The 19,591-nt window shown below is 66.7% G+C and carries 20 protein-coding genes and 1 tRNA gene; 7 read left to right on the top strand and 14 right to left on the bottom strand.

Annotated elements, in window-relative coordinates; genetic code table 11:
- Positions 1-20 precede the first annotated feature (20 nt).
- Positions 21-905, bottom strand: coding sequence for a hypothetical protein (locus ACZ1II_RS21065; protein ID WP_465145520.1), 885 nt, complete (start codon positions 903-905; stop codon positions 21-23).
- Positions 906-916: 11 nt separating this feature from the next.
- Positions 917-2,239: a replication-associated recombination protein A gene (locus tag ACZ1II_RS21060; protein ID WP_465145519.1), complete on the bottom strand. Its 1,323-nt coding sequence runs from the start codon at positions 2,237-2,239 to the stop codon at positions 917-919.
- Between the two features lie 83 nt (positions 2,240-2,322).
- Between ACZ1II_RS21060 and ACZ1II_RS21055 the strand changes: the two genes are divergently transcribed.
- On the top strand, positions 2,323-2,760 hold the full coding sequence (locus ACZ1II_RS21055; protein ID WP_465145518.1) for a hypothetical protein: 438 nt from the start codon (positions 2,323-2,325) through the stop codon (positions 2,758-2,760).
- Positions 2,761-2,764: 4 nt separating this feature from the next.
- Here ACZ1II_RS21055 and ACZ1II_RS21050 read toward each other — a convergent pair whose 3' ends face one another.
- From ACZ1II_RS21050 to ACZ1II_RS21040, 3 genes are all read right to left on the bottom strand, one after another.
- Entirely contained in the window at positions 2,765-3,916 is a 1,152-nt protein-coding gene (locus tag ACZ1II_RS21050) for a glycosyltransferase family 4 protein (RefSeq protein ID WP_465145517.1), read from the bottom strand.
- A 168-nt stretch (positions 3,917-4,084) separates the two neighbouring features.
- The gene (locus tag ACZ1II_RS21045; protein ID WP_465145516.1) at positions 4,085-4,579 is read right to left on the bottom strand and encodes a hypothetical protein; all 495 of its coding nucleotides are present in this window, start codon (positions 4,577-4,579) and stop codon (positions 4,085-4,087) included.
- Positions 4,580-4,819: 240 nt separating this feature from the next.
- Positions 4,820-5,236 carry a hypothetical protein gene (locus tag ACZ1II_RS21040; RefSeq protein WP_465145515.1) on the bottom strand — a complete coding sequence of 139 codons (417 nt, stop codon included), beginning with the start codon at positions 5,234-5,236 and terminating at the stop codon, positions 4,820-4,822.
- A 275-nt stretch (positions 5,237-5,511) separates the two neighbouring features.
- Between ACZ1II_RS21040 and ACZ1II_RS21035 the strand changes: the two genes are divergently transcribed.
- Positions 5,512-6,372: an outer membrane protein gene (locus tag ACZ1II_RS21035; protein ID WP_465145514.1), complete on the top strand. Its 861-nt coding sequence runs from the start codon at positions 5,512-5,514 to the stop codon at positions 6,370-6,372.
- Between the two features lie 255 nt (positions 6,373-6,627).
- On the opposite strand, the gene typA is transcribed toward ACZ1II_RS21035, so the two are convergent.
- Positions 6,628-8,457 carry a translational GTPase TypA gene (typA, locus tag ACZ1II_RS21030; RefSeq protein WP_021232318.1) on the bottom strand — a complete coding sequence of 610 codons (1,830 nt, stop codon included), beginning with the start codon at positions 8,455-8,457 and terminating at the stop codon, positions 6,628-6,630.
- Positions 8,458-9,233: 776 nt separating this feature from the next.
- Between typA and ACZ1II_RS21025 the strand changes: the two genes are divergently transcribed.
- Positions 9,234-9,698, top strand: coding sequence for a DUF805 domain-containing protein (locus ACZ1II_RS21025; protein ID WP_465145513.1), 465 nt, complete (start codon positions 9,234-9,236; stop codon positions 9,696-9,698).
- Here the strand turns inward: ACZ1II_RS21025 and ACZ1II_RS21020 are convergent, their stop codons facing one another.
- Positions 9,699-12,239: an ABC transporter permease gene (locus ACZ1II_RS21020; RefSeq protein ID WP_465145512.1), complete on the bottom strand. Its 2,541-nt coding sequence runs from the start codon at positions 12,237-12,239 to the stop codon at positions 9,699-9,701. It abuts the gene before it with no gap.
- Positions 12,232-12,942: an ABC transporter ATP-binding protein gene (locus ACZ1II_RS21015; protein ID WP_465147354.1), complete on the bottom strand. Its 711-nt coding sequence runs from the start codon at positions 12,940-12,942 to the stop codon at positions 12,232-12,234. Before ACZ1II_RS21015 ends, ACZ1II_RS21020 begins: the two co-directional genes overlap by 8 nt.
- A 37-nt stretch (positions 12,943-12,979) precedes the next feature.
- Here ACZ1II_RS21015 and ACZ1II_RS21010 point away from each other — a divergent pair, with 37 nt between their 5' ends.
- Entirely contained in the window at positions 12,980-13,699 is a 720-nt protein-coding gene (locus tag ACZ1II_RS21010) for an arylesterase (RefSeq protein ID WP_465145511.1), read from the top strand.
- A 184-nt stretch (positions 13,700-13,883) separates the two neighbouring features.
- Here the strand turns inward: ACZ1II_RS21010 and recF are convergent, their stop codons facing one another.
- Together recF and ACZ1II_RS21000 are read right to left on the bottom strand one after the other, a co-directional pair.
- Positions 13,884-14,975, bottom strand: a complete 1,092-nt coding sequence (gene recF, locus ACZ1II_RS21005; protein WP_465145510.1) for a DNA replication/repair protein RecF — start codon at positions 14,973-14,975, stop codon at positions 13,884-13,886.
- A 54-nt stretch (positions 14,976-15,029) separates the two neighbouring features.
- Positions 15,030-15,848: a queuosine precursor transporter gene (locus ACZ1II_RS21000; protein ID WP_465145509.1), complete on the bottom strand. Its 819-nt coding sequence runs from the start codon at positions 15,846-15,848 to the stop codon at positions 15,030-15,032.
- A gap of 118 nt (positions 15,849-15,966) precedes the next feature.
- On the opposite strand from ACZ1II_RS21000, the gene ACZ1II_RS20995 reads away from it, so the two are divergent.
- The 3 genes from ACZ1II_RS20995 to ACZ1II_RS20985 all read left to right on the top strand — a co-directional run bounded on the left by ACZ1II_RS20995 (position 15,967) and on the right by ACZ1II_RS20985 (position 17,540).
- Positions 15,967-16,043, top strand: a tRNA-Arg gene (locus ACZ1II_RS20995).
- Positions 16,044-16,159: 116 nt separating this feature from the next.
- Positions 16,160-17,158 (top strand): bile acid:sodium symporter family protein, encoded by a 999-nt coding sequence (locus tag ACZ1II_RS20990; RefSeq protein WP_465145508.1) that lies wholly within the window; start codon positions 16,160-16,162, stop codon positions 17,156-17,158.
- A 52-nt stretch (positions 17,159-17,210) separates the two neighbouring features.
- Complete coding sequence (locus ACZ1II_RS20985; RefSeq protein ID WP_465145507.1) at positions 17,211-17,540, top strand: PilZ domain-containing protein; 330 nt, start codon at positions 17,211-17,213, stop codon at positions 17,538-17,540.
- A gap of 1 nt (position 17,541) precedes the next feature.
- Here ACZ1II_RS20985 and ACZ1II_RS20980 read toward each other — a convergent pair whose 3' ends face one another.
- The 4 genes from ACZ1II_RS20980 to ACZ1II_RS20965 form a co-directional block, all read right to left on the bottom strand.
- Positions 17,542-18,336, bottom strand: a complete 795-nt coding sequence (locus tag ACZ1II_RS20980) for an NUDIX hydrolase (protein ID WP_465145506.1) — start codon at positions 18,334-18,336, stop codon at positions 17,542-17,544.
- 310 nt (positions 18,337-18,646) lie between these two features.
- Positions 18,647-18,976 (bottom strand): Grx4 family monothiol glutaredoxin, encoded by a 330-nt coding sequence (grxD, locus tag ACZ1II_RS20975; protein WP_465145505.1) that lies wholly within the window; start codon positions 18,974-18,976, stop codon positions 18,647-18,649.
- 29 nt (positions 18,977-19,005) lie between these two features.
- The gene (locus ACZ1II_RS20970) at positions 19,006-19,239 is read right to left on the bottom strand and encodes a BolA/IbaG family iron-sulfur metabolism protein (RefSeq protein ID WP_465145504.1); all 234 of its coding nucleotides are present in this window, start codon (positions 19,237-19,239) and stop codon (positions 19,006-19,008) included.
- Positions 19,240-19,257: 18 nt separating this feature from the next.
- Positions 19,258-19,575: a DUF1476 domain-containing protein gene (locus ACZ1II_RS20965; RefSeq protein WP_465145503.1), complete on the bottom strand. Its 318-nt coding sequence runs from the start codon at positions 19,573-19,575 to the stop codon at positions 19,258-19,260.
- Between the last annotated feature and the right edge of the window lie 16 nt (positions 19,576-19,591).

The raw sequence follows: 19,591 nt of genomic DNA, 5'->3' as shown, positions 1-19,591 counted from the left end.
GTAGGGCGCGAGAGCGAGGTTCAAGGTGCGCCGAAGGTCCAGCCTTCTGTGCGGGCCAGTTCCGGCGTGAGGTCGGCGGGGTGCCACAATTCCGTGCGCGGGGCGGCGGTGCGGAGCCAGGCGGCGGTGAGGAGGGCGTCGGCGCTGTGGTCGTCGATGGCGCCGATGCCCTCGACCGGCGGTGATCCTAGCGCAGCGAGGGCGGCATTGAGTCCTGCATAGTCGGTCATCTTCGCCCGACCGGGCTTCCGTCCGGCGGCGACGGCGGCGAGGGTGGTGTAGATTTCCGTCACCACCGATCCGGTCTCGGGCAGGGGATCGATCGGCCAGACCGGCACCCTGCCGCCGAGGCGGTGCAGCAGCCGCATGCCGGTAAGGCTGGACTTGCCGACTTGCGCGGCGCCGACGAGGTTGAAGTTGGAATAGGGCTTGCACCCGGCACGGGCTTGCGCCTCCTCGGTCACGCGCATGCGGCCCCGGCGATGGTCTGCGCCGGGGAGATGGAAGCGTGTGCCCTCGCGGCCACCGTGGCGCCGGAAATAGACGCTGAGTTCTGGGTGGTCGACGAAGCTGGCGGCGGCGAGATGGTCGTCGGTCGCGCAGATCGTGTCGATCAGCGCCCAGAGCGCGCGGGCGTCGGCGGGGTTGTCCGCCCAGTCCGGGAAGAAGGCCCCGGCATCGACGAAAGGCAGCGAGATGCCGAGGTCGAGGCCGACCAGCGTATCCAGGGGCAAGCCGTGCAGCAGCAGGTCGAGCACTTCCGCGCGGGACCAGTGGGCATGGCCTGCCGGGCGCAGCAGGCGCGGCGCGCCCTCAAGCCCGCAGAGCGCGAGGGCAATCCCTTTCTGGCGCGGGCCGAGCGCGCCGGACCAGTCGATGGCCATGAAGTGCCGGAAGCGGGGCATCCCTTGCGCCGCTATTCGCCGCGCCGCTCGGCCCGCTTGCGGTCCCACCATTCGATGCGCTTGCGGATATCGCGTTCGAAGCCGCGTTCCACCGGCTCGTAGAATGTCTCGGGCGCCATGTCGTCCGGCCAGTAGTTGTCGCCGGAGAAGCCGTCCGAGGCGTCGTGGTCGTAGGCGTAGTCCTTGCCGTAGCCGATGTCCTTCATCAGCTTGGTCGGCGCGTTGAGGATATTGGCGGGCGGGACAAGCGAGCCGGTCTCGCGGGCGGAGCGGGCGGCGGCCTTGTAGGCCTTGTAGGCGGCGTTCGATTTCGGCGCGGTGGCGACGTAGAGACAGGCCTGGGCGATCGCCAGTTCGCCTTCCGGTGAGCCGAGGAATTCGTAGGCCTGCTTGGCGGCGAGGCACTGCACCAGAGCCTGCGGGTCGGCGAGACCGATATCCTCGCTGGCCATGCGCACCAGGCGGCGCAGCAGGAACAGCGGTTCCTCGCCCGCCGTCAGCATGCGGGAGAGGTAGTAGAGCGCCGCCTGCGGGTCCGAGCCGCGCACCGCTTTGTGGAGCGCCGAAATCAGGTTGTAGTGGCCGTCGCGGTCCTTGTCGTAGACCGCCACGCGGCGTTGCAGGAACTGGCCGAGCCCGGCGGGGTCCAGTGGTTCGGAAATCTGCGCGGCGTAGAGCGTCTCGGCCTGGTTGAGCAGGAAGCGTCCGTCGCCATCGGCCGAGGCGACTAGCGCGGCGCGGGCATCGGCGTCGAGCGGCAGCGGGCCTTCCAGCGCTTCGGCCTTGTCCAGCAGGTTGCTCAGGGCTTCCGGGCCGAGGCGGTGGAGGATCAGTACCTGGGCGCGGCTGAGCAGGGCGGCGTTTAGGGCGAAGCTGGGGTTTTCCGTGGTCGCGCCGACGAGAGTGACGGTGCCGCGTTCGACGAACGGCAGGAAACCGTCCTGCTGGGCGCGGTTGAAGCGGTGGATTTCGTCCACGAAGAGCAGCGTGCGCTGCCCGGCCCGCGCGGCGAGGTCGGCCTCGGCAAAGGCTTTCTTGAGGTCGGCGACGCCGGAGAACACCGCGGAGACGGCGGTGAAGCGCATGCCCACCGCATCGGCGAGCAGGCGCGCGGTGCTGGTCTTGCCGGTGCCGGGCGGTCCCCAGAGGATCATCGAAGACAGGCGGCCCGCCGCCACCATGCGGCCGATCGGGCCTTCGGGGCCGGTCAGGTGCTCCTGCCCGACCACGTCGTCCAAGGTGCGCGGGCGCAAGCGGTCGGCCAGCGGGGCATCCTCGCGCGGCTCACCGGGCGCGGGGGCAGGGGGGAGGTCGTCGGCAAAGAGGTCGGCCATGGGGCTTATCTAGCCATTGTTCCGGGGAATTGCATCGTTTTGGCCGCGGGCCTATTCTTGCGACCGCTAAGGGAGGTTGCGCGATGATCGGAACTCTGGGGGTGAGGACCCCGCGTCACTTGTGGATCGTCGGCGTGCTGGCGCTCGTGTGGAATGCCTTCGGCTGCACCGATTTCACAATGACCGTGACGCGCAATCCCGAATGGCTGGCGCCGCTCTCTCCGGAAATGATCGACTGGCTGGACGCCTCGCCGAGCTGGGCCGTGGCGACATGGGCGCTGGGCGTCTGGGGCGGGCTGGCGGGGGCGCTGCTGCTGCTCCTGCGCTCGCGCTGGGCGGTGGCGGCGTTTACCGTCTCGCTGCTGGGGCTGGCGGTGAACCAGATCTATCCGTTCATCTCCGAGGTGCCGGGGATGCTGACCAGTCCGGCCAGCATTGGGATTACCCTGGTGATCTGGATCGTGGCGGTGTCGCTGCTTTGGTATGCGGTGCGGATGCGTAACAGGGGCGTGCTGCGCTGACCGCTCAGCCGCGCGCGCGTTGGCGGATCAGGCGCAGGTAGGTGTCGGCAACGGCCTGGTTGATGCGGTCCCAGCTGAAGTCGAGCGCGCGGGCTTCCCCGGCGAGGCCGTGGGCGGCGCGTAGCTGGGGGTTCTCGATATAGGCCTTCAGCGCCTCGGCGAACTGGTGGATCGCACCGGGCGGGATCAGCCGTCCGGAGACGTGATCGTCGACAAGGCTCTGGCTGCCGGTGGCGGCGGCGGCGACGACCGGCAGGCGGCAGGCCATCGCCTCAAGCGTGACATTGCCGAACGTCTCGGTGACAGAGGGGTTGAAGAGCATGTCCATGCTGGCGACCGCGCGGGCGAGGTCGGCGCCCTGCTGGAAGCCGACGAAGGCGGCCTGCGGAAGGCGGGCCTGGAACCATTCGCGCGCCGGTCCCTCGCCGACGACGAGCACGCGGTGGGCGACGCCCCGGCGGGTGAGATCGTCGAGCGTGTCGGAAAACACGTCGAGGCCCTTTTCCATCACGAGGCGGCCGAGGAAGCCGACCACCACTTCATGGTCGGCGATCCCTTGGGCGCGGCGCCAGGCGAGGTCGCGGCGGTCGGGGTGGAAAATCTCGCGGTCCACGCCGCGCGACCAGATCGACACGTCGTAGTTCATGCGCTGCTCGCGCAGCAGCTGGGCCATCGATTCCGAAGGCGCCACCAGCGCGTCGCAGCGGCGGTAGAAGCGGCGCAGGATCGCCTCGATCACCGGCTCGCCCCAGGCCATGTTGTAATAGCGAAGGTAAGTCTCGAACCGGGTGTGGACCGAGGCGAGCACTGGCAGCTTGCGCGCCCGCGCCCAGGTCACCGCCTGATGGCCGACAGGGTCGGGCGAGGAAACGTGCACGACGTGCGGCGCGAATTCCTTGAGGTCGCGGCGGGCCTTGCCGGAAATGGCGATGGGAACGCGGTATTCGGGACGGTTCGGGATCGGCAGCGAATGGATGCCGATCAGGTCGCCGGTCGGTTCGAAGGCGGGATTCTTGACGACGGGCGCATAGACCCGCACTTGCGCGCCCTGGCGCAGGAGATAGCCGACGAGGCGGTTGAGCGCCTGGTTGGCACCGTCACGGACATAGTTGTAGTTGCCCGAAAACAGGGCAATGCGCAGGTCGGCGGTTTCCATGGTGGGCGCCCCATAGCCTTCCCCGCCGCGATTGGCGAGTGGGCTTCACAGATGCGCGCCCGTTATTGCGGAAAACCGACAGGAGCGCTTGCCCATGGCCGGGAAACGCTCCTGTCTTTCGAGAGAAAATGACATCCCGGCGCGTAGGTTACGCGCCGGGATCAGGGCTTATCGGCGCCAGTCACGCCTGCGGTCGTCGCGCCAGTCGTGGCGGCCGCGATCCCAGCGGTCGCGATCACGCCAGCCGCGGCGGTCATCGCGCCAGCCCCGGCGATCGTCCCGCCAGGCATGACGGCCGTCGCGCCAGCGGTCCCGTCCGCCCCAGCGCTCGCGGTAGTAGGGCGCGTAATAGCGGTCGTAGTAGCGATCGCGGTAATAGCGGTTCGGAGCGCCGTCGTAGTAGTAATAGTAGCCAGGACGGTCGCGCACGGTCACGTAGCGGCGGCGATCGTAATAGTCGCGATCGTAATAGCGATCGTCGCCGCGATCGGCGATCGCCGCGCCCAGGGCCAGGCCGATTACGCCCGCGCCGATGGCGATGGCCGCGTCGTTGCCGCCGCCGCGTCGGTCGTAGTAATCGCGCGCCATGGCCGGCGCGGAGGCCGTTAGGGCGGAGGCGGCCAGGGCCGTGGCGAGGCCCAGGGACTTCCAGTTCAGTTTCATGATTTCGCACTCCTTTCCAAGCCAACCAAGTTACGGCGGAATCGGTGGGCACGTTGGACCTTCAAAATCCGCTTCCCGCCGTGAACTTGACGTGAATTTGACGCTACCTGCGACGGGCCGCCCATCGGCGGCGCCGAAATGCCCGCGTCTCCGCAGCAGGGGAAGGACGCCCGGCCGGGAGGGGAGCCGGGCGTCCTTTTTGCCGGTCGGAGCGGGGGTTATCCGACCGGCTTCGGTGGATCAGTAGCCGCGGCGGAAGTCGCCCCGGTCGTGATCGTAGCCGCGGCGCCAGTCGCCGTGATCTCCGCGCCATTCGTTGCGGCCGCGCTGGTAGCGGTTGTAATCGTCGCGGCTGTGGCGGCCGCCGTCGCGGTCCCAGTACCAGCCGTCGCGATATTGCCAGCCGTTATCGTAGGCATAGCTGCTGTCGTAATAACGGTCGCGATCCCGATAACGGTCGCGGTCGTTGCTGTTCGACGCGATGATCGCGCCGAGTGCCAGGCCGACCACGCCTGCACCGATAGCGACGGCGGCGGTATTGTCGTTGTGGCGGTAATAGTCGCGGGCCATGGCCGGGGTCGCACTGGCGAGTGCGGTGGCGGCGAGGGCGGTTGCGCCGATTGCACTACGAAAGGTCGCGTTACGGAAGAAAGCCATTGTTCGAAACTCCTTGCTGGGAAGGGGCTCCGGTGAGGCCGGGGTCTCGTCCCTGTATGAGTTTCTTCTAGGCGTGCCCGGCTTAACCGGATCGGAGCGGATCGAGCAGCTTTCGTTCAGGTTTGTCTGAAATTATATGAACATTGAGCGGGTGCGGCGGGGCCTGTGTCTCGCCCTGCCCCGGAACGGACCTCGACTCATCGCAGGAAAGGAAACCAAATCCGTCACTTAGACTTCGGGGAGGGCCAGATCCTAAAAACGACAGGGATATTACAATGAAATTTGCCCACCTCGCCACGACGGCCCTCGGCCTTGCCGCAGTCGCCGCGGCGTTTCCCGCCGGTGCGCAGGAAATCGCGACTTCCACGCCCGAACGGGACAGCCACTTCAACGGCCCCTACGTCCAGGCCTTCGGCGGTCTCTCGACGCGCGGCAACGACGGCGGCGACAGCCTGCGCTTCGATACCGATGGCGACGGTCGCTACGACAACACCGTCAACACCGCTGCCGGAGACAACGCCTTCAGCCCCGGCTTCTGCAGCGGCGGCGCGCGCGGTGCGACACCTGCCGACGGTTGTCGCAACGACAAGGACGGCGCGGAATACGGTGTGCGCTTCGGTTACGACAAGCGTATGGGCAACTTCGTGGTCGGCGGCCTCGTCGAGGGCGTGAAGAGCGAGGCCAAGGATGCGACCTCTGGCTTCAGCACGACCCCGGCCAGCTACGTGATCCAGCGCAAGCTCGACTACGGCCTCTCAGGCCGTGTCCGCGCGGGCTACACCCCGAACGGCGGCGCGCTGTTCTATGTAACCGGCGGCGGCGGCGTGGCCAAGATCGACCACGACTTCCTCACCACCAACACAGCCAACTCGTTCGACCCGCAGCGCAGCAACAGCCTGACCTGGGGCTGGCAGGCCGGTGGCGGCGCCGAGATCATGGTGACGAACAAGGTCAGCCTCGGCCTCGAATATCTCTACAATCGCTACAGCGACAACAAGTACAACGTCGAGGTCGGACCGGGCACGGCGCCTGCGACCAATCCGTTCCTGATCGATTCGGGCTCGACCAGCATCAAGGGTTCGAACAAGAACTTCGACTACCACTCGCTGCGCGCGACGGTGGGTTACCGGTTCTGAGTTTGAAAATTCGCTGAAGGCGAATTTTGGCGGCACCGGCCCTCTCCCCCACCCGACCACCCATCAGGGTACACTCGTGGGAGGTCGGGTGGGGGAGAGGGCCGGTGCCGCCTGAAAAATGCCCTTTCCGGGCATTTTTCCAAACCGATTACGTTTTGGGAGAGGGCCGAAAACGGCTCCAAAACGTAAAGGGGCGGCAATCGCGAGATTGCCGCCCCTTTATTGTTTTTCGTGCAAGCCGAAGCTGCCGAAGGATCAGGCGTCCTTCTTGCGGCTCTGCTTCTTGCGCTCGTTCGGGTCGAGGAAGGCCTTGCGCAGACGGATCGACTGCGGGGTCACTTCGACCATTTCGTCGTCGTCGATATAGGCGATCGCCTGTTCCAGCGTCATCACGCGGGGCGGGGTGAGGCGGATGGCGTCGTCCTTGCCGGTCGAACGGAAGTTCGTCAGCTGCTTCGACTTCATCGGGTTCACTTCGAGATCGTCGGGCTTGGCGTTTTCGCCGATGATCATGCCCTCGTAGATCTTTTCCTGCGGCTTCACGAACAGGATGCCGCGATCTTCGAGGCTGTTCAGCGCGTAGCCGACGGCTTCACCGGTGCCGTTCGAGATCAGCACGCCGTTCTGGCGGCCTTCGATCGGACCCTTGTGGCTGTCGTACTTCTCGAACAGGCGGTTCATGATGCCGGTGCCGCGGGTGTCCGAAAGGAACTCGCCGTGGTAGCCGATCAGGCCGCGCGAAGGAGCCGAGAAGGTGATGCGGGTCTTGCCGGCGCCCGAAGGACGCATGTCGGTAAGCTCGGCCTTGCGGCGCTGCATCTTCTCGACGACGGTGCCCGAGAATTCGTCGTCCACGTCGATCACGACGGTTTCGTACGGTTCGGTGCGGCCACCGTTCTCGTCCTTGCCGAACAGCACGCGCGGGCGGCTGATGCCCAGCTCGAAGCCTTCGCGGCGCATCGTTTCGATCACGACGCCCAGCTGAAGTTCGCCGCGACCGGCCACTTCGAAGCTGTCGCGGTCGGCCGATTCGGTGACGCGGATGGCGACGTTGGTTTCCGCTTCGCGCATCAGGCGGTCGCGGATCATGCGGCTGGTCACCTTGTCGCCTTCACGGCCCGCGAGCGGCGAGTCGTTGACGGCAAAGCGCATCGCCAGGGTCGGCGGATCGATCGGCTGGGCCTTGATCGGCACCGAAACCGAGGGATCGGCGATGGTGTTCGACACGGTGGCCTTTTCGAGGCCGGCCAGCGCGATGATGTCACCGGCGCGGGCTTCTTCCACGGGCACGCGATCGAGGCCGCGGAACGACAGCACCTTGGTGGCGCGGCCGACTTCGATGACCTTGCCGTCGGCGTCGATGGCGCGGATCGGGTCGTTGACCTTGAGCTTGCCGGACTGGACGCGGCCGGTGAGGACGCGGCCCATGAAGTTGTCACGGTCGAGCAGGGTGGCGAGGAACGAGAACGGCGCGTCCTGGTCGAGGTCGGGCGCGGGGACGTGCTCGACGATCTTTTCGAACAGCGGGGTCAGGTTGCCTTCGCGGGCGTCCGGATCGTAGCTGGCGTAGCCGTTGCGGCCCGACGCGTAGAGGGTCGGGAAGTCGAGCTGCTCGTCGTTGGCGTCGAGGCTGACGAAGAGGTCGAACACTTCGTCCAGCACTTCGGCGTGACGGCCGTCAGGACGGTCGATCTTGTTGACGACGACGATCGGCTTCAGGCCGAGGCCCAGTGCCTTGCCGGTGACGAACTTCGTCTGCGGCATCGCGCCTTCCGACGAGTCGACCAGCAGGACGACGCCGTCGACCATCGAGAGAATGCGTTCCACTTCGGCGCCGAAGTCGGCGTGGCCGGGGGTGTCGACGATGTTGATGCGGTAGCCGTTCCACTCGATCGAAGTCGGCTTCGCAAGGATGGTGATCCCGCGTTCCTTTTCGAGGTCGTTCGAGTCCATGGCGCGTTCTTCGATGCGCTGGTTCTCACGGAAGGTGCCGGACTGGCGGAAAAGCTGGTCGACGAGGGTGGTCTTGCCGTGGTCGACGTGCGCAATAATTGCGATATTGCGCAAGGGAAGCGGGGCGGACATGCGTTGCCTATCGGTTCGAGGAGTTGGCCAGCAGCGCTTGCTGCGCCGCAAAATTGGCGCGCCCTTAACCGATCCCGGCAATTTCGGCAAGCGTGCAAGGCGTCTTCTGCAATTGTGGCGCTTGTGTCACATCCGGACGGAGCCTGCGCGGAATCCGCATGAGTTATTGTTTTGGCCGCCTTAATCGCTTAGTGTCGGTCCCGTAATCAGAGCGAGACGGTGAATCGAAGAATTCACCGCCGCCGGAGAGAGGATGCGCCAGGTTTTCCCGGATTGGGTTTTTCCCAGACGGGCGGAACTTCGCCATACCGATGAACAGAGATCCAGCCGTGCCTTTACGGGCGTGGCGGCGCGTTACCGGCGCACAGCCGGAGCGTGAAAAGCGGTGACGGCGCAGGGGAGGAGTCGCAGGCACCGCAAACTCAGCCAGGGACGCGCGGGCACACCTGCGCGTCCCTTTTCCTTTGCGTTCGGGCAGCAGTATTCTGGGTGCTCTATTCGGAGTGCCGTACTCGGGCGGTGAGATGGGCGCGACGATAATGCCCAATATGAATACGCGCCCCTCAAACCCGTCATCCCCGCGTAGGCGGGGATCCCGCTTTTATTTCGTGTTGGCGAGACGTTGCAAAGAAGAAGCGGGGCCTCCGCCTGCGCCGCTTCTGTAGCCGCACCTTGCTCCGCCCGAGGTGTCCTTACCCGTGTCTTCACCATCGCGCACGCTTGCTCCTCAGCCTTCTGTCCCTATAACCCAAGGCCTTGAACACGAGGGGAAAGATATGCTCGACTATATGGTGATGCCGTTCAAGCGTTACGCGGACTTCAACGGCCGCTCGCTTCGGATCGAATATTGGGGCTTCGCGCTGCTCAATTTCATCGTCTACGCCGCGATCCTCGCCGTATCGATGGTGCTGGGCTTTTCCCTCGGTGCGTTTCAGCAGATTGAGCAGGGTGGCGATCCTTCGGCCCTTTTCGGCTCCGGTTTCTTCGTGCTCATCGGTCTCGCCGGTATCTATACCCTTGCCGTCTTCATCCCGAGCATCGCCGTTGCCGTGCGCCGCTATCACGACCGCGACATGAGCGGCTGGTGGTATCTCGGCTTCATCGTGCTCGGCGTGATTCCCTTCGTCGGCTGGATCGCGACGATCGCCTCGTTCGTGATCACCTGCCTGCCTGGCACACCCGGCCCCAACCGTTTCGGTCCGGACCCGCTCGACCCCGCCGGTGCCGACGTCTTCGCCTGATTACAGCTCTCTAAGCGCCCTCGCCGGTTTTGCCCGCAGCAGCGGCAGCGAACCGGCGAGGGCGAATGTCAGGATCAGCACGATCCCGGCGCCGAGCACCGCGAGAATGCGGGGCCAGTCCGGCATCCATTCGAACGCGAAGAGCTTGACGATCACGGCCCAAGCCATGGCGCTACCCGCACCGAGCGCGACGACGGCGAGAACCGCCGCGATCAGCCCGTATTCCGCGATTTGCAGCAGCAGGAGCTGGCCCCGGCTGGCGCCCAGCACGCGCAGGATCACGTTATCGTAAGTGCGGCTGGCCCGCGCCGCCGCGATGGCGCCCAGCAGCACCGCAAGGCCTGCCAGCACTGCGACCGAGGCGGCGGCGAGAATGGCCAGGGTCATCTGGTCCAGTAGGTCGCGGGCATCGCGCAGCAGGGTGCCGGTCTCGATCACCGAACTCGACGGGAAGGCGCGGGCGAGGCGCGGCAGCAGCCCTGCCGTGGATTTTCCACGTGGAACCTCAATCGTTGCGGCGAGATTGTGCGGAGCATCGGCCAGGGCATTGGGCGAGAACACCAGCACGAAGTTGAAGCCGAGCGTGTCCCAGTCGATCCGCCGTAGCGCCGCGACCCGCGCGGTGCGCTCCACGCCGAGCAGGCCGATGGTTATATAGTCGCCCACCTTGAGGCCGACGGTCTGCGCGAATTTCTCGTCCACCGAGACCAGCGGCTCGCCGCGATGGAATTCGCCCCACCACTGGCCGGAGGTCACGGTGCTGCCCTCCGGCACGCCGACCGAGTAGGTCAGCCCGCGCTCGCCCTTGAGCGCCCAGGCGTCCTCGGGAATTTCCTGGAGGTCCGACACGCGGGTCATGCGGTCCTTCGGGCCATAGGCGAGGATGCGGCCGCGCATGTTGGGGACCATGCGCAGGCTCGAACCCGGTGCTTCCCGCGCGACGACATCGCGGAACTCCCCGGCCTTGTCCTTGGGCACGTCGAGCACGAAGAAGTCCGGCGCGCGGGCGGGCACGGTCCTGCGGATATTGGCGTCGAGGCTGGTCTGGACCGCGGCGATCAGCACGAAGGCGGAGAGGCCGAAACCCAGCGCCGTCACCAGCGCGCCGGTCTGGGCGCCGGGGCGGTGGAGGTTGGCGAGACCGGCGCGCAGCATCGGATCGCGTGGGCGGGGCAGTCTGGCGGCGAGGCCGCGGATGCCGGTCCCGATCAGCGCCAGCAGCGCGAGCATCAGCGCGGCGCCGCCGAGAAAGCCCAGCGTCACCAGCGGCTGCGCGGCATTCAGCAGGGCCAGCGCCACTACGGCGGCAAGGCCCAGCGCGACGGGCAGCAGCCAGGCCCGGCGATTTGCCGCCAAGGGAGAGACCTGCGCGCGCATCAGCGCCATCGCCGGGAAACTCCGCGCCTTGGCGAGCGGCGGGGCGGCGAAGATCAGCGCGACCAGCAGGCCATAGCCCGCCGCCGTCAGCAGCGCCCCCGGCGAGACGGTGAAGCCGGTATCGACCGGCAGCAACGCGCCGAGTGCGCTCGCCAGCAACGGTGTCACCAGCACCCCCGCCAAGAGTCCGGCGAGGCTGCCGACGAGCGCCGCCGCGCCCACTTGCAGCAGGTAGATGCGGGAAATGTCGCGGCTCGTGGCGCCGAGCACCTTGAGCGTGGCGATCGAGGTGCGCCGCGCTTCGAGGTAGGACGAGACCCCGCCGCCAATGCCGATCCCGGCAATGACCAGCGCCGCGAGGCCAACGAGCGACAGGAACTGGCCCATGCGGCTTACGAAGCGCTCGGTGGAAGGTGAGGCGGACTTGCGGGTGCGGGTCTCGAAGGCATCGTCGCCGAAGCGCTTGTCGAGGGCCTTCACCACGGCATCCGGATCGCGCTGGGCCTGAGCGAACTTCACGCGGGTGGCACTGCGGTACATCGCGCCGGGCTGGGTGAGACCGGCGCGTTCGGGCAGGTCCAGCGTGGAAATCGCCGCATCGCCGAGCGCGAAGCCTTCGGAGAGCTTCTCCGGATCGCTGGCGATCAGCCCGCCGACCCGCTGCTCCACGCCGCCGAGCGCGACCGTGTCGCCGGGCTTCACGCCGAGGCGGGCGGCGGTGCCCTCGGAGAGCCAGACCGTGCCTGCGGGCGGCGCGCCGACCTTGCGGCCATCCTTGAGTTCGAGCTTTCCGTAGAGCGGCCAGTTCGCATCCACCGCCTTCAGCGCCACCGGGGCGGTGAGGTCGCCCTTGCGCGCGATGGCTTGCAGGCGCAGCCCCGGCGAGACTTTGCCGTAGCGGGCGAGGGCGCTCAGTTCCTCCTGCGAGAGGCTGCGCTGCCAGGTCCTGAGTTCGATGTCGCCGCCCAGCACTTCGCGGCCGCGCGTCGTCAGTTCGCGCTCGATCGAGCCGGTCAGCGTGCCGATCGCCGCCAGCGCGCCGACGCCGAGGAACAGGCAGACCAGCAGCAGGCGCAGGCCCCGGAACCGCGCGGAAAGATCGCGCCGGGCGAGTTTCCACGCGGTGGCCCAGGGAAGCGCGGACGTGTCGCGGGGGTCAGGCAAGTCGGTCGCTCGCGATCCGCCCGTCGCCGAGAGTCACGACGCGCTCGCAGTGATGGGCGAGGCTTTCGTCGTGGGTGATGATGAGCAGGGTGGCGCCCGCCTCGGCGCGGCGGGCGAAGAGCAGGTCGACGATCGCGGCGCCGGTGGCGGCGTCGAGGTTGCCGGTCGGCTCGTCGGCGAAGACCAGCGAGGGGCGCGGGGCGAGGGCGCGGGCAATCGCCACGCGCTGCTGCTCGCCGCCGGAAAGCTGGGCCGGATAGTGCGAGAGCCGGTGGCCGAGACCGACGGCGACGAGTTCCGCCTCGGCGCGCTCGCGGGCATTTTCGAGTCCGGCAAGTTCCAGCGGGGTCGCCACGTTTTCAAGCGCGGTCATCGTCGGCAGCAGGTGGAAGGCCTGGAGCACGACGCCGATCCGGCCCCGCCGCGCGCGGGCCAGGGCATCCTCGTCCATCGCCGCGAAGTCCTGTCCGGCGACGCTGAGCGCGCCGGAACTCGCGCGCTCCAGCCCGGAAAGCACCGACATCAGCGAGGACTTGCCCGAGCCGGACGGGCCGAGCAGCGCCAGCGTCTGCCCCTGCGGCACCATGAGGTCGATCCCCTTGAGGATTTCGACCGCGCTTTCGCCGCTGCCGAGGGTGAGGCGCAGGTCCTGCGCAAGAATTGACGGGGCGGGGGGCTGGGAAGGATCGCTCACTTGCCCCATATGGGTGGTCAAAGTCCCGTAGTTCAAGGAGAAAGCCTTGCGCGCCCACGCGAAAGTCCTGCTGGCCCCTGCGATGCTGCTGCCGTTGCTGCTTGGTGCCTGCGATCAAGCCGCTTCTCCGGCGCCCGAGCAGACGCAGAGTGCCGTCGATGCACCGCCCGCGATTCCGGTCATGGGGCCGGAGCGGCGGATTCTCGCCTTCGGGGATTCGCTGCTGGCGGGCTATGGGCTGGACGACGGCGAAAGCTATCCGGACCGGCTCGAACAAGCCTTGCGCGCGCGGGGTGTGAACGCGAAGATCGCCAATGCCGGGGTCTCCGGGGATACGACGGCGGCGGGTCTGGAGCGGCTGGACTTCACGCTTTCGAGCCAGTCTCCCAAGCCGGAACTCGCCATCATCAGCCTTGGCGGCAATGACATGCTGCGTTCGCTGCCTCCCGCCGAGACGCGCCGCAATCTGGAGGCGATCCTCAAGCGGCTGAAGGGCGACAATATCCGCGTCGTCCTGCTGGGCATGATGGCCGCGCCGAACCTCGGCAAGGACTATGCGGCGAAGTTCAACCCGATCTATCCGCAGCTCGCGCAGGAATATGGCGCGACCTTGGTGCCGTTCTTCCTCCAGCCGGTGATCGACAAGCCGGACCTGATGCAGAAGGATCATGTCCATCCGACTGCGCTCGGCATCGATGAGATCGTGACTGCCACGGTGGACGATGTGGTCGAGGCTTTGCCGAAGCAGGGTGAATCTCGGTCTTAAGGCGCTACATCAACCTGCATATCTTTCATCGGCAAAACGGCACGTCGTCGCCCTCGCGAAGGCGGGGGCCCCGCTTTCTTCTTCCGACCTCTCGCTGAGGCGCAAGAGAAGCGGGATCCCCGCCTTCGCGGGGATGACGGGGAGGGTGTGTTTGCATTGGTTGGGAGGTCGCGCGGGCGGAGGTTTAACCCAACCGCCGCACCGCGCCTGCGCTGACTTCCCACACTGCCGCCTCATCCGCGATCGCGTCGAACGGGGCGAGTTCAGTGCCGGTCAGCCAGACTTGCGCCGAGCCTGCGCGCAGGCGGTCGAACAGAGCCTCGCGGCGCAAGGGATCGAGGTGGGCGGCCACTTCGTCGAGCAGCAACAGGCGCGGGCGCTGCTCTGACCCGCCTTCCAGCAGCTGCGAATGGGCGAGGGTGATCGCAATCAGCATCGCCTTCTGCTCGCCGGTCGAGCATTCGGCGGCTGGCTGGCCCTTGCCTGCCATCGTCACCAGAATTTCGTCGCGGTGCGGCCCGGTCAGGGTACGCTGCGCTGCGCGTTCTCGGGGGCGGCCGCTGCGCAAGGCTTGGGCGAGCGCTTCGGCCTCGATAGGCCCGCCCGGCTGATAGGCGAGCGAGGGCCGCGCGAAAGGCGATTCCGGTAGCGCCGCCAGGGTTTGCTCGAGCCGCTCGACCAGTTCCGCTCGCGCCGCAGCGACCAGCGAACCGGCCTCGGCAAGCTGCATCTCGATTGCGTCGAGCCAGCGCGGGTCGGGTGGCAGGTCGTCGGACAGCAGGCGATTGCGTTCGCGCAGGGCGCTTTCGAGGCGGGTGGCGTTGCCCGCGTGGTCGGGGCGGACGGCCAGCACCAGCCGGTCGAGGAAGCGCCGCCGCGCGCCTGCACCCTCCACGAAGAGGCGGTCCATCGCCGGGGTCAGCCAGCCGATCGACATCCATTCGGCCAGCCGCACCGCGGGAGCCTCGGCCCCGTTGATCTGGACGAGGCGCCGTCCGGGGCGTTCGGCGAGGACACCGGTGCCCAGTTGCACGGGTTCCTCGTCCGCTACCATAAGCGCGGCGCTGACCGCGAAGCCGCCGTCGAAATCCTGCCCCGGCATGTCGGCAAGACCCGCGCGGCGCAGGCCTCGCCCCGGCGAGAGCAGCGAGATCGCTTCCAGCACATTGGTCTTGCCCGCGCCGTTCTCGCCCACCAGCAGGTTGAACTGCGCCGTGCCTTCCACCGCGGTCTCGCGGTGGTTGCGGAAACGGGACAGGAGGATGCGGTCGAGCATGGTTTGCGGGGGCCTACCGGGGCGGGCCGGTCCTGCCAAGCTCGCGCGCGCGCTTTATTCCGGGGTTGCGATTGCCTTGCGCGCTTTCGCGAAGGGCGAGAAGTCGACGTTGCTGTCGAACACGTCCACGCCCTCGCGCTTCTTGAGCCAGCCGACGACCACGTAAGTCACCGGGGTCAGCACGACTTCCCAGCCGGTCTTGATCAGCCACTGGGTCAGCGCCAGCAGCGCGATCGAATGCGGAGTGAACCCGGCGACGCCAAGGAAGGCGAGCGGGTAGAACAGCGCGCTGTCCACGCCTTCGCCGAACACCGTGGAGCCGATGGTGCGTGTCCACAAGTGCCTACCCTGGGTCCAGACCTTCATCCGCGCCAGCACGAAGGAATTGACGAACTCGCCCGCCCAGAACGCGCAGACCGAGGCGAAGACGATGCGCGGGGTCTGGCCGAAGATCGCATAATAGGCCGCCTGGTTCGGCGCCGTCACCTGCTGACCGGCGACGGTGTAGGTCGCCGAGGCGAGCGCCCATTCCGGGTTTGCGGGAATAGCCACGACGACCACGCTCATCAGCACCATGAACAGCAGCGCGAAGAAGCCCACCCAGATGCAGCGGCGTGCATTGGCATAGCCGTAGACCTCGGTCAGCACGTCGCCGATGATGTAGGAGACCGGGAAGAACAGCACGCCTGCGCCGAACGTCACCGACCCGACGAAGGGGAACGAGACTTCCGCCTGCTTGGCCGCGCCGATCAGGTTGGAAAGCAGCAGGATGACCACGAAGGCGACCAGCATATAGTCGAAATAGCGGAAATGGCGCCGGGCGCCGGCCATGCCGTCGATACGGGAAAGAGGTGCTTCGCTCATCGCGGCCATGGGTAACCTGCCGGGAACTTTCGGGAAAGCACAAGTTGACGGCCGTTCAAGTTCATTGGGGATCGATCGGATGCACGGTTTGCGTGGGCGACGAACCGCGCTATGGGGAGCGCGACGCGCGCCCGTAGCTCAGCTGGATAGAGCACGAGCCTTCTAAGCTTGGGGTCACAGGTTCGAACCCTGTCGGGCGCGCCAATTCCCTAAACACCGGGCCGACTTCGCGGAAGTGCGCGCCAGAGTTCAAGATTTTGTGCGTCGGCGGCCCGATCCGGGGGCTTTTGCTCCGGGCTGCGAGGTCCTAGACAAGGCGCATGAACCGTCTGCTCGCCCGCCTCAACATCGACCCTTATCTGCTCCTGCTGCTCGCGACCGTGGGGCTTGCCTCGGTCTTGCCCGCGCGGGGAATATGGGCGGGAATCGCGGGCGGGGTTGCCGACGCGGCCATCGCGCTGCTGTTCTTCCTCCACGGCGCCAAGCTTTCTCGCGAGGCGATCCTCGACGGGGCGCGGGCCTGGAAGCTGCATCTGACGGTCGCCTGCCTGACTTTCGTGATCTTCCCGATCCTGGGTCTCGGCGTGCGGGCTATTCCGGGACTCGAACCTTCGCTGGCGACCGGGGTGCTGTTCCTGACCCTGCTGCCTTCCACGGTCCAGTCCTCGATCGCCTTCACCGCGATTGCAGGAGGGAATGTGGCGGCGGCGGTATGCAGCGCGTCGTTCTCCAACCTCGCCGGAATCTTCATCACCCCGGTGCTAACGGCTCTGTTCATCACCGGCAAGACGCAGGGCTTCTCGACCGACCCGATCATCTCGATATCGGTGCAGCTTCTGCTGCCTTTCGTGGCCGGACACCTGTTGCGGCCGTGGATCGGCGGCTTCGTCCATCGGCACAAGAAAGTGCTGGGCTATACCGATCGCGGTTCGATCCTGCTGGTGGTCTATACCGCTTTCGGGGCAGCCGTGCTCGAAGGTCTGTGGCAGAAGGTGACGCTGGGCGAACTGGGCCTGATCGCGGCGCTTTCGCTGGCGGTGCTGGCGGCGATCATGGTGATCGGCAATGTCATGGGCCGGATGCTCGGTTTCAGCCATGAGGACCGCATCGTGATCTTGTTCTGCGGTTCGAAGAAGAGCCTGGCGACCGGGGTGCCGCTGGCAGGCGTGCTGTTCCCGGCGGCACAAGTCGGCGCGATCATTCTGCCGCTGATGTTCTTCCACCAGATTCAGCTCATGGTCTGTGCGGTGCTGGCCCGCAGGCTGGCGGCGCAGGGCCGGGACCATGAGGAAAAGCTCGGCGAGCAGGCGACGGCCTGAGAATGGCGACACGGTTAAAGGTTGATCAACCGGTTTGCCTCATGATCGGCGCATGAACCGCCCCTTCCTTCCGCGCCGATCCAGACGGCATCCGGTTTCGCTGGCAGCGCAATGCCGAACCGCCAACGGGCTGCGCGATCAGGGCGAGATTTCCGACATCACCGCCGAAGGCTGCTGTGTGCGGACCAGCGGCCTGCTGCTTGGCGTCGGCATGCGCGTGGTGATTCGCCCGCAGACGCTCGAAGGGCTGACCGGCATCGTCCGCTGGGTCAGCGCGGATTGCGCCGGTATCGAGTTCGACCGGCCGCTCTATGGGCCGGTAGTGGATCATCTGGTGCGGCTCCACACCACCTTCACGCCCGAGTGGCGCGCGGTCGGATAATTCAGCCGCGGTCGGCGCTCGTTCTGGGTTGCCCGAGCACCGGATAGCCGTGTCCGTCCGGGATCGTCAGCCACTCCTCGCCGTCCACCGTTTCGAGAGAGGCGTGGATGCGCTCAACCGGGTGGCGGGTGATATCGGCCAGGGCCTCTGCATGGCTGGCGAAGCGGGCGAGGCGTTCGAGATTGCGGTGCGTGGGGAAGATCACCGCGATTTCCCCGCGCGCGGCCATATCCAGTGCCTCGGCGGCAGATGCCCAGAACAGGCGGGTGTTTTCGGTGGCATCCACCGTTATGTCGACGGCGCCGGTGCCGAGATCGGTCACGAAGAAGCGGGTGTCGAACCCCCTGTCCCAGGGCGGACACCAATGGGCATAGAGGGCGAGGCGTTCGGGCATGAGAGTCCAGCCGAACCGCTCCAGCACCGGCGCCAGCGCACCGCGTTCGAGCAGTAGCAGACGGCCCTCGGCGGCTTCGGCGGCGCTGACCGGATGGCGGGTCGCGACCATCAGGCCGGTCTCCTCCAGCGTCTCGCGAATGGCGGCAATGCGGGCGGCGGCCAGTTCGATCGGCTCGTCCGGCAGGAGCGCTGCGGCAAGGTCGCGGTCGGCGGGATCGACCCGTCCGCCGGGGAAAACCGCGGCGCCGCCGGCAAAGCGCATCTCGCGGGCGCGCTGGACCATCAGCAGTTCCGGAGGTCCGCCGTCCGCCGCATTGCGGAAGATCACGAGTGTCGCTGCCGGTATTACCTTGGGGCCGTCCGTCGGCATCGGCTCGTTGCTCGGAGGATAGAGGATCATGGCGGCGAGATTGCGCGGCGAGGCGGTGGAGGCAAGCGGAATTGCACCATGGCATCTGTCGGCAGATTTTACAGTCCGCCCTTGAAGGAGGCGGGGTCATCTTCGGAATTCGCCGATTTCCGCGAGTGGCACGGCTCGTGCTTATAGGAGAAGGTACCCCGAGAGCAGTCTCGATCGAGACGGGGCCGAATGTCTCCCGGCCCCGTCTCTCCCGAGCTGTCAGCCCTCACGCCAGATACGAAAAAGCGCCCGAGGTTTCCCGCGGGCGCCTTGTTCGTTTCGTTTCATCGGGCCGTTCAGCCCCAAGGACTTAACCCTGGGTGGCGAGGCCGGTATCGATGAAGAGCTGGTGCAGTTCGCCGGCTTCGTACATCTCCATCATGATGTCGCTGCCGCCCACGAATTCGCCCTTCACGTAGAGCTGCGGGATCGTCGGCCAATCCGAATAGGCCTTGATGCCCTGGCGGATGTCCATGTCCTGGAGCACGTCGACGCTCTCGTAAGGCGCGCCGAGCTGTTCGAGGATGGCGACGGCGCGGCTGGAGAAGCCGCACTGCGGGAACAGCGGGGTGCCCTTCATGAACAGGACGATGTCGTTGTTCTTTACAATTTCGTCGATACGGGCGTTGGCGTCGGACATTTCAGTTAAACCTTCAGGCTGTGCCGACATCAGTTGGGGACGGCGGTGGTGAGTTGCAAGGCGTGGAGCACGCCGCCCATGCGGCCGCCCAGCGCTTCGTAGACCATCTTGTGCTGGGCGACGCGGGGCTTGCCCGCGAAGGCGGCGCTGGTGACGCGCGCGGCATAGTGGTCGCCGTCTCCGGCAAGGTCGGTGATCTCGACCACTGCATCGGGGAGGGCAGCGCGGATCATCGCTTCGATTTCGCTGGCTGGCATGGCCATGGGAACAGTTCCTTGAATTCAGCCGAGGAAGGCGCGGCGCGCCTCGACCTGCTTGGCATCCAGTGCGGCGCGGATTTCGGGTTCGGAAGCATCGACACCGGCGGCGATAAGGTCGCCGAGCAGCTTGCGGATCACGTCCTCGTCGCCCGCTTCCTCGAAGTCGGCCTGGACGACGGCCTTGGCATAGGCCTCGGTTTCGGCGTGGGAGAGCCCCATGCGCGCGGCGGCCCATTCGCCCAGCAGGCGGTTGCGGCGCGCCTGGATGCGGAACTGGGTGTCGGCGTCATGCACGAACTTCGCTTCTTCGGCGCGCTCGCGATCCTGGAAACTCGTCATCGGATACCCTCGGAAT

The sequence above is a fragment of the Novosphingobium sp. BL-S-20 genome, from assembly GCF_055521635.1.
This window is presented reverse-complemented; position numbering and strand designations above follow the sequence as displayed.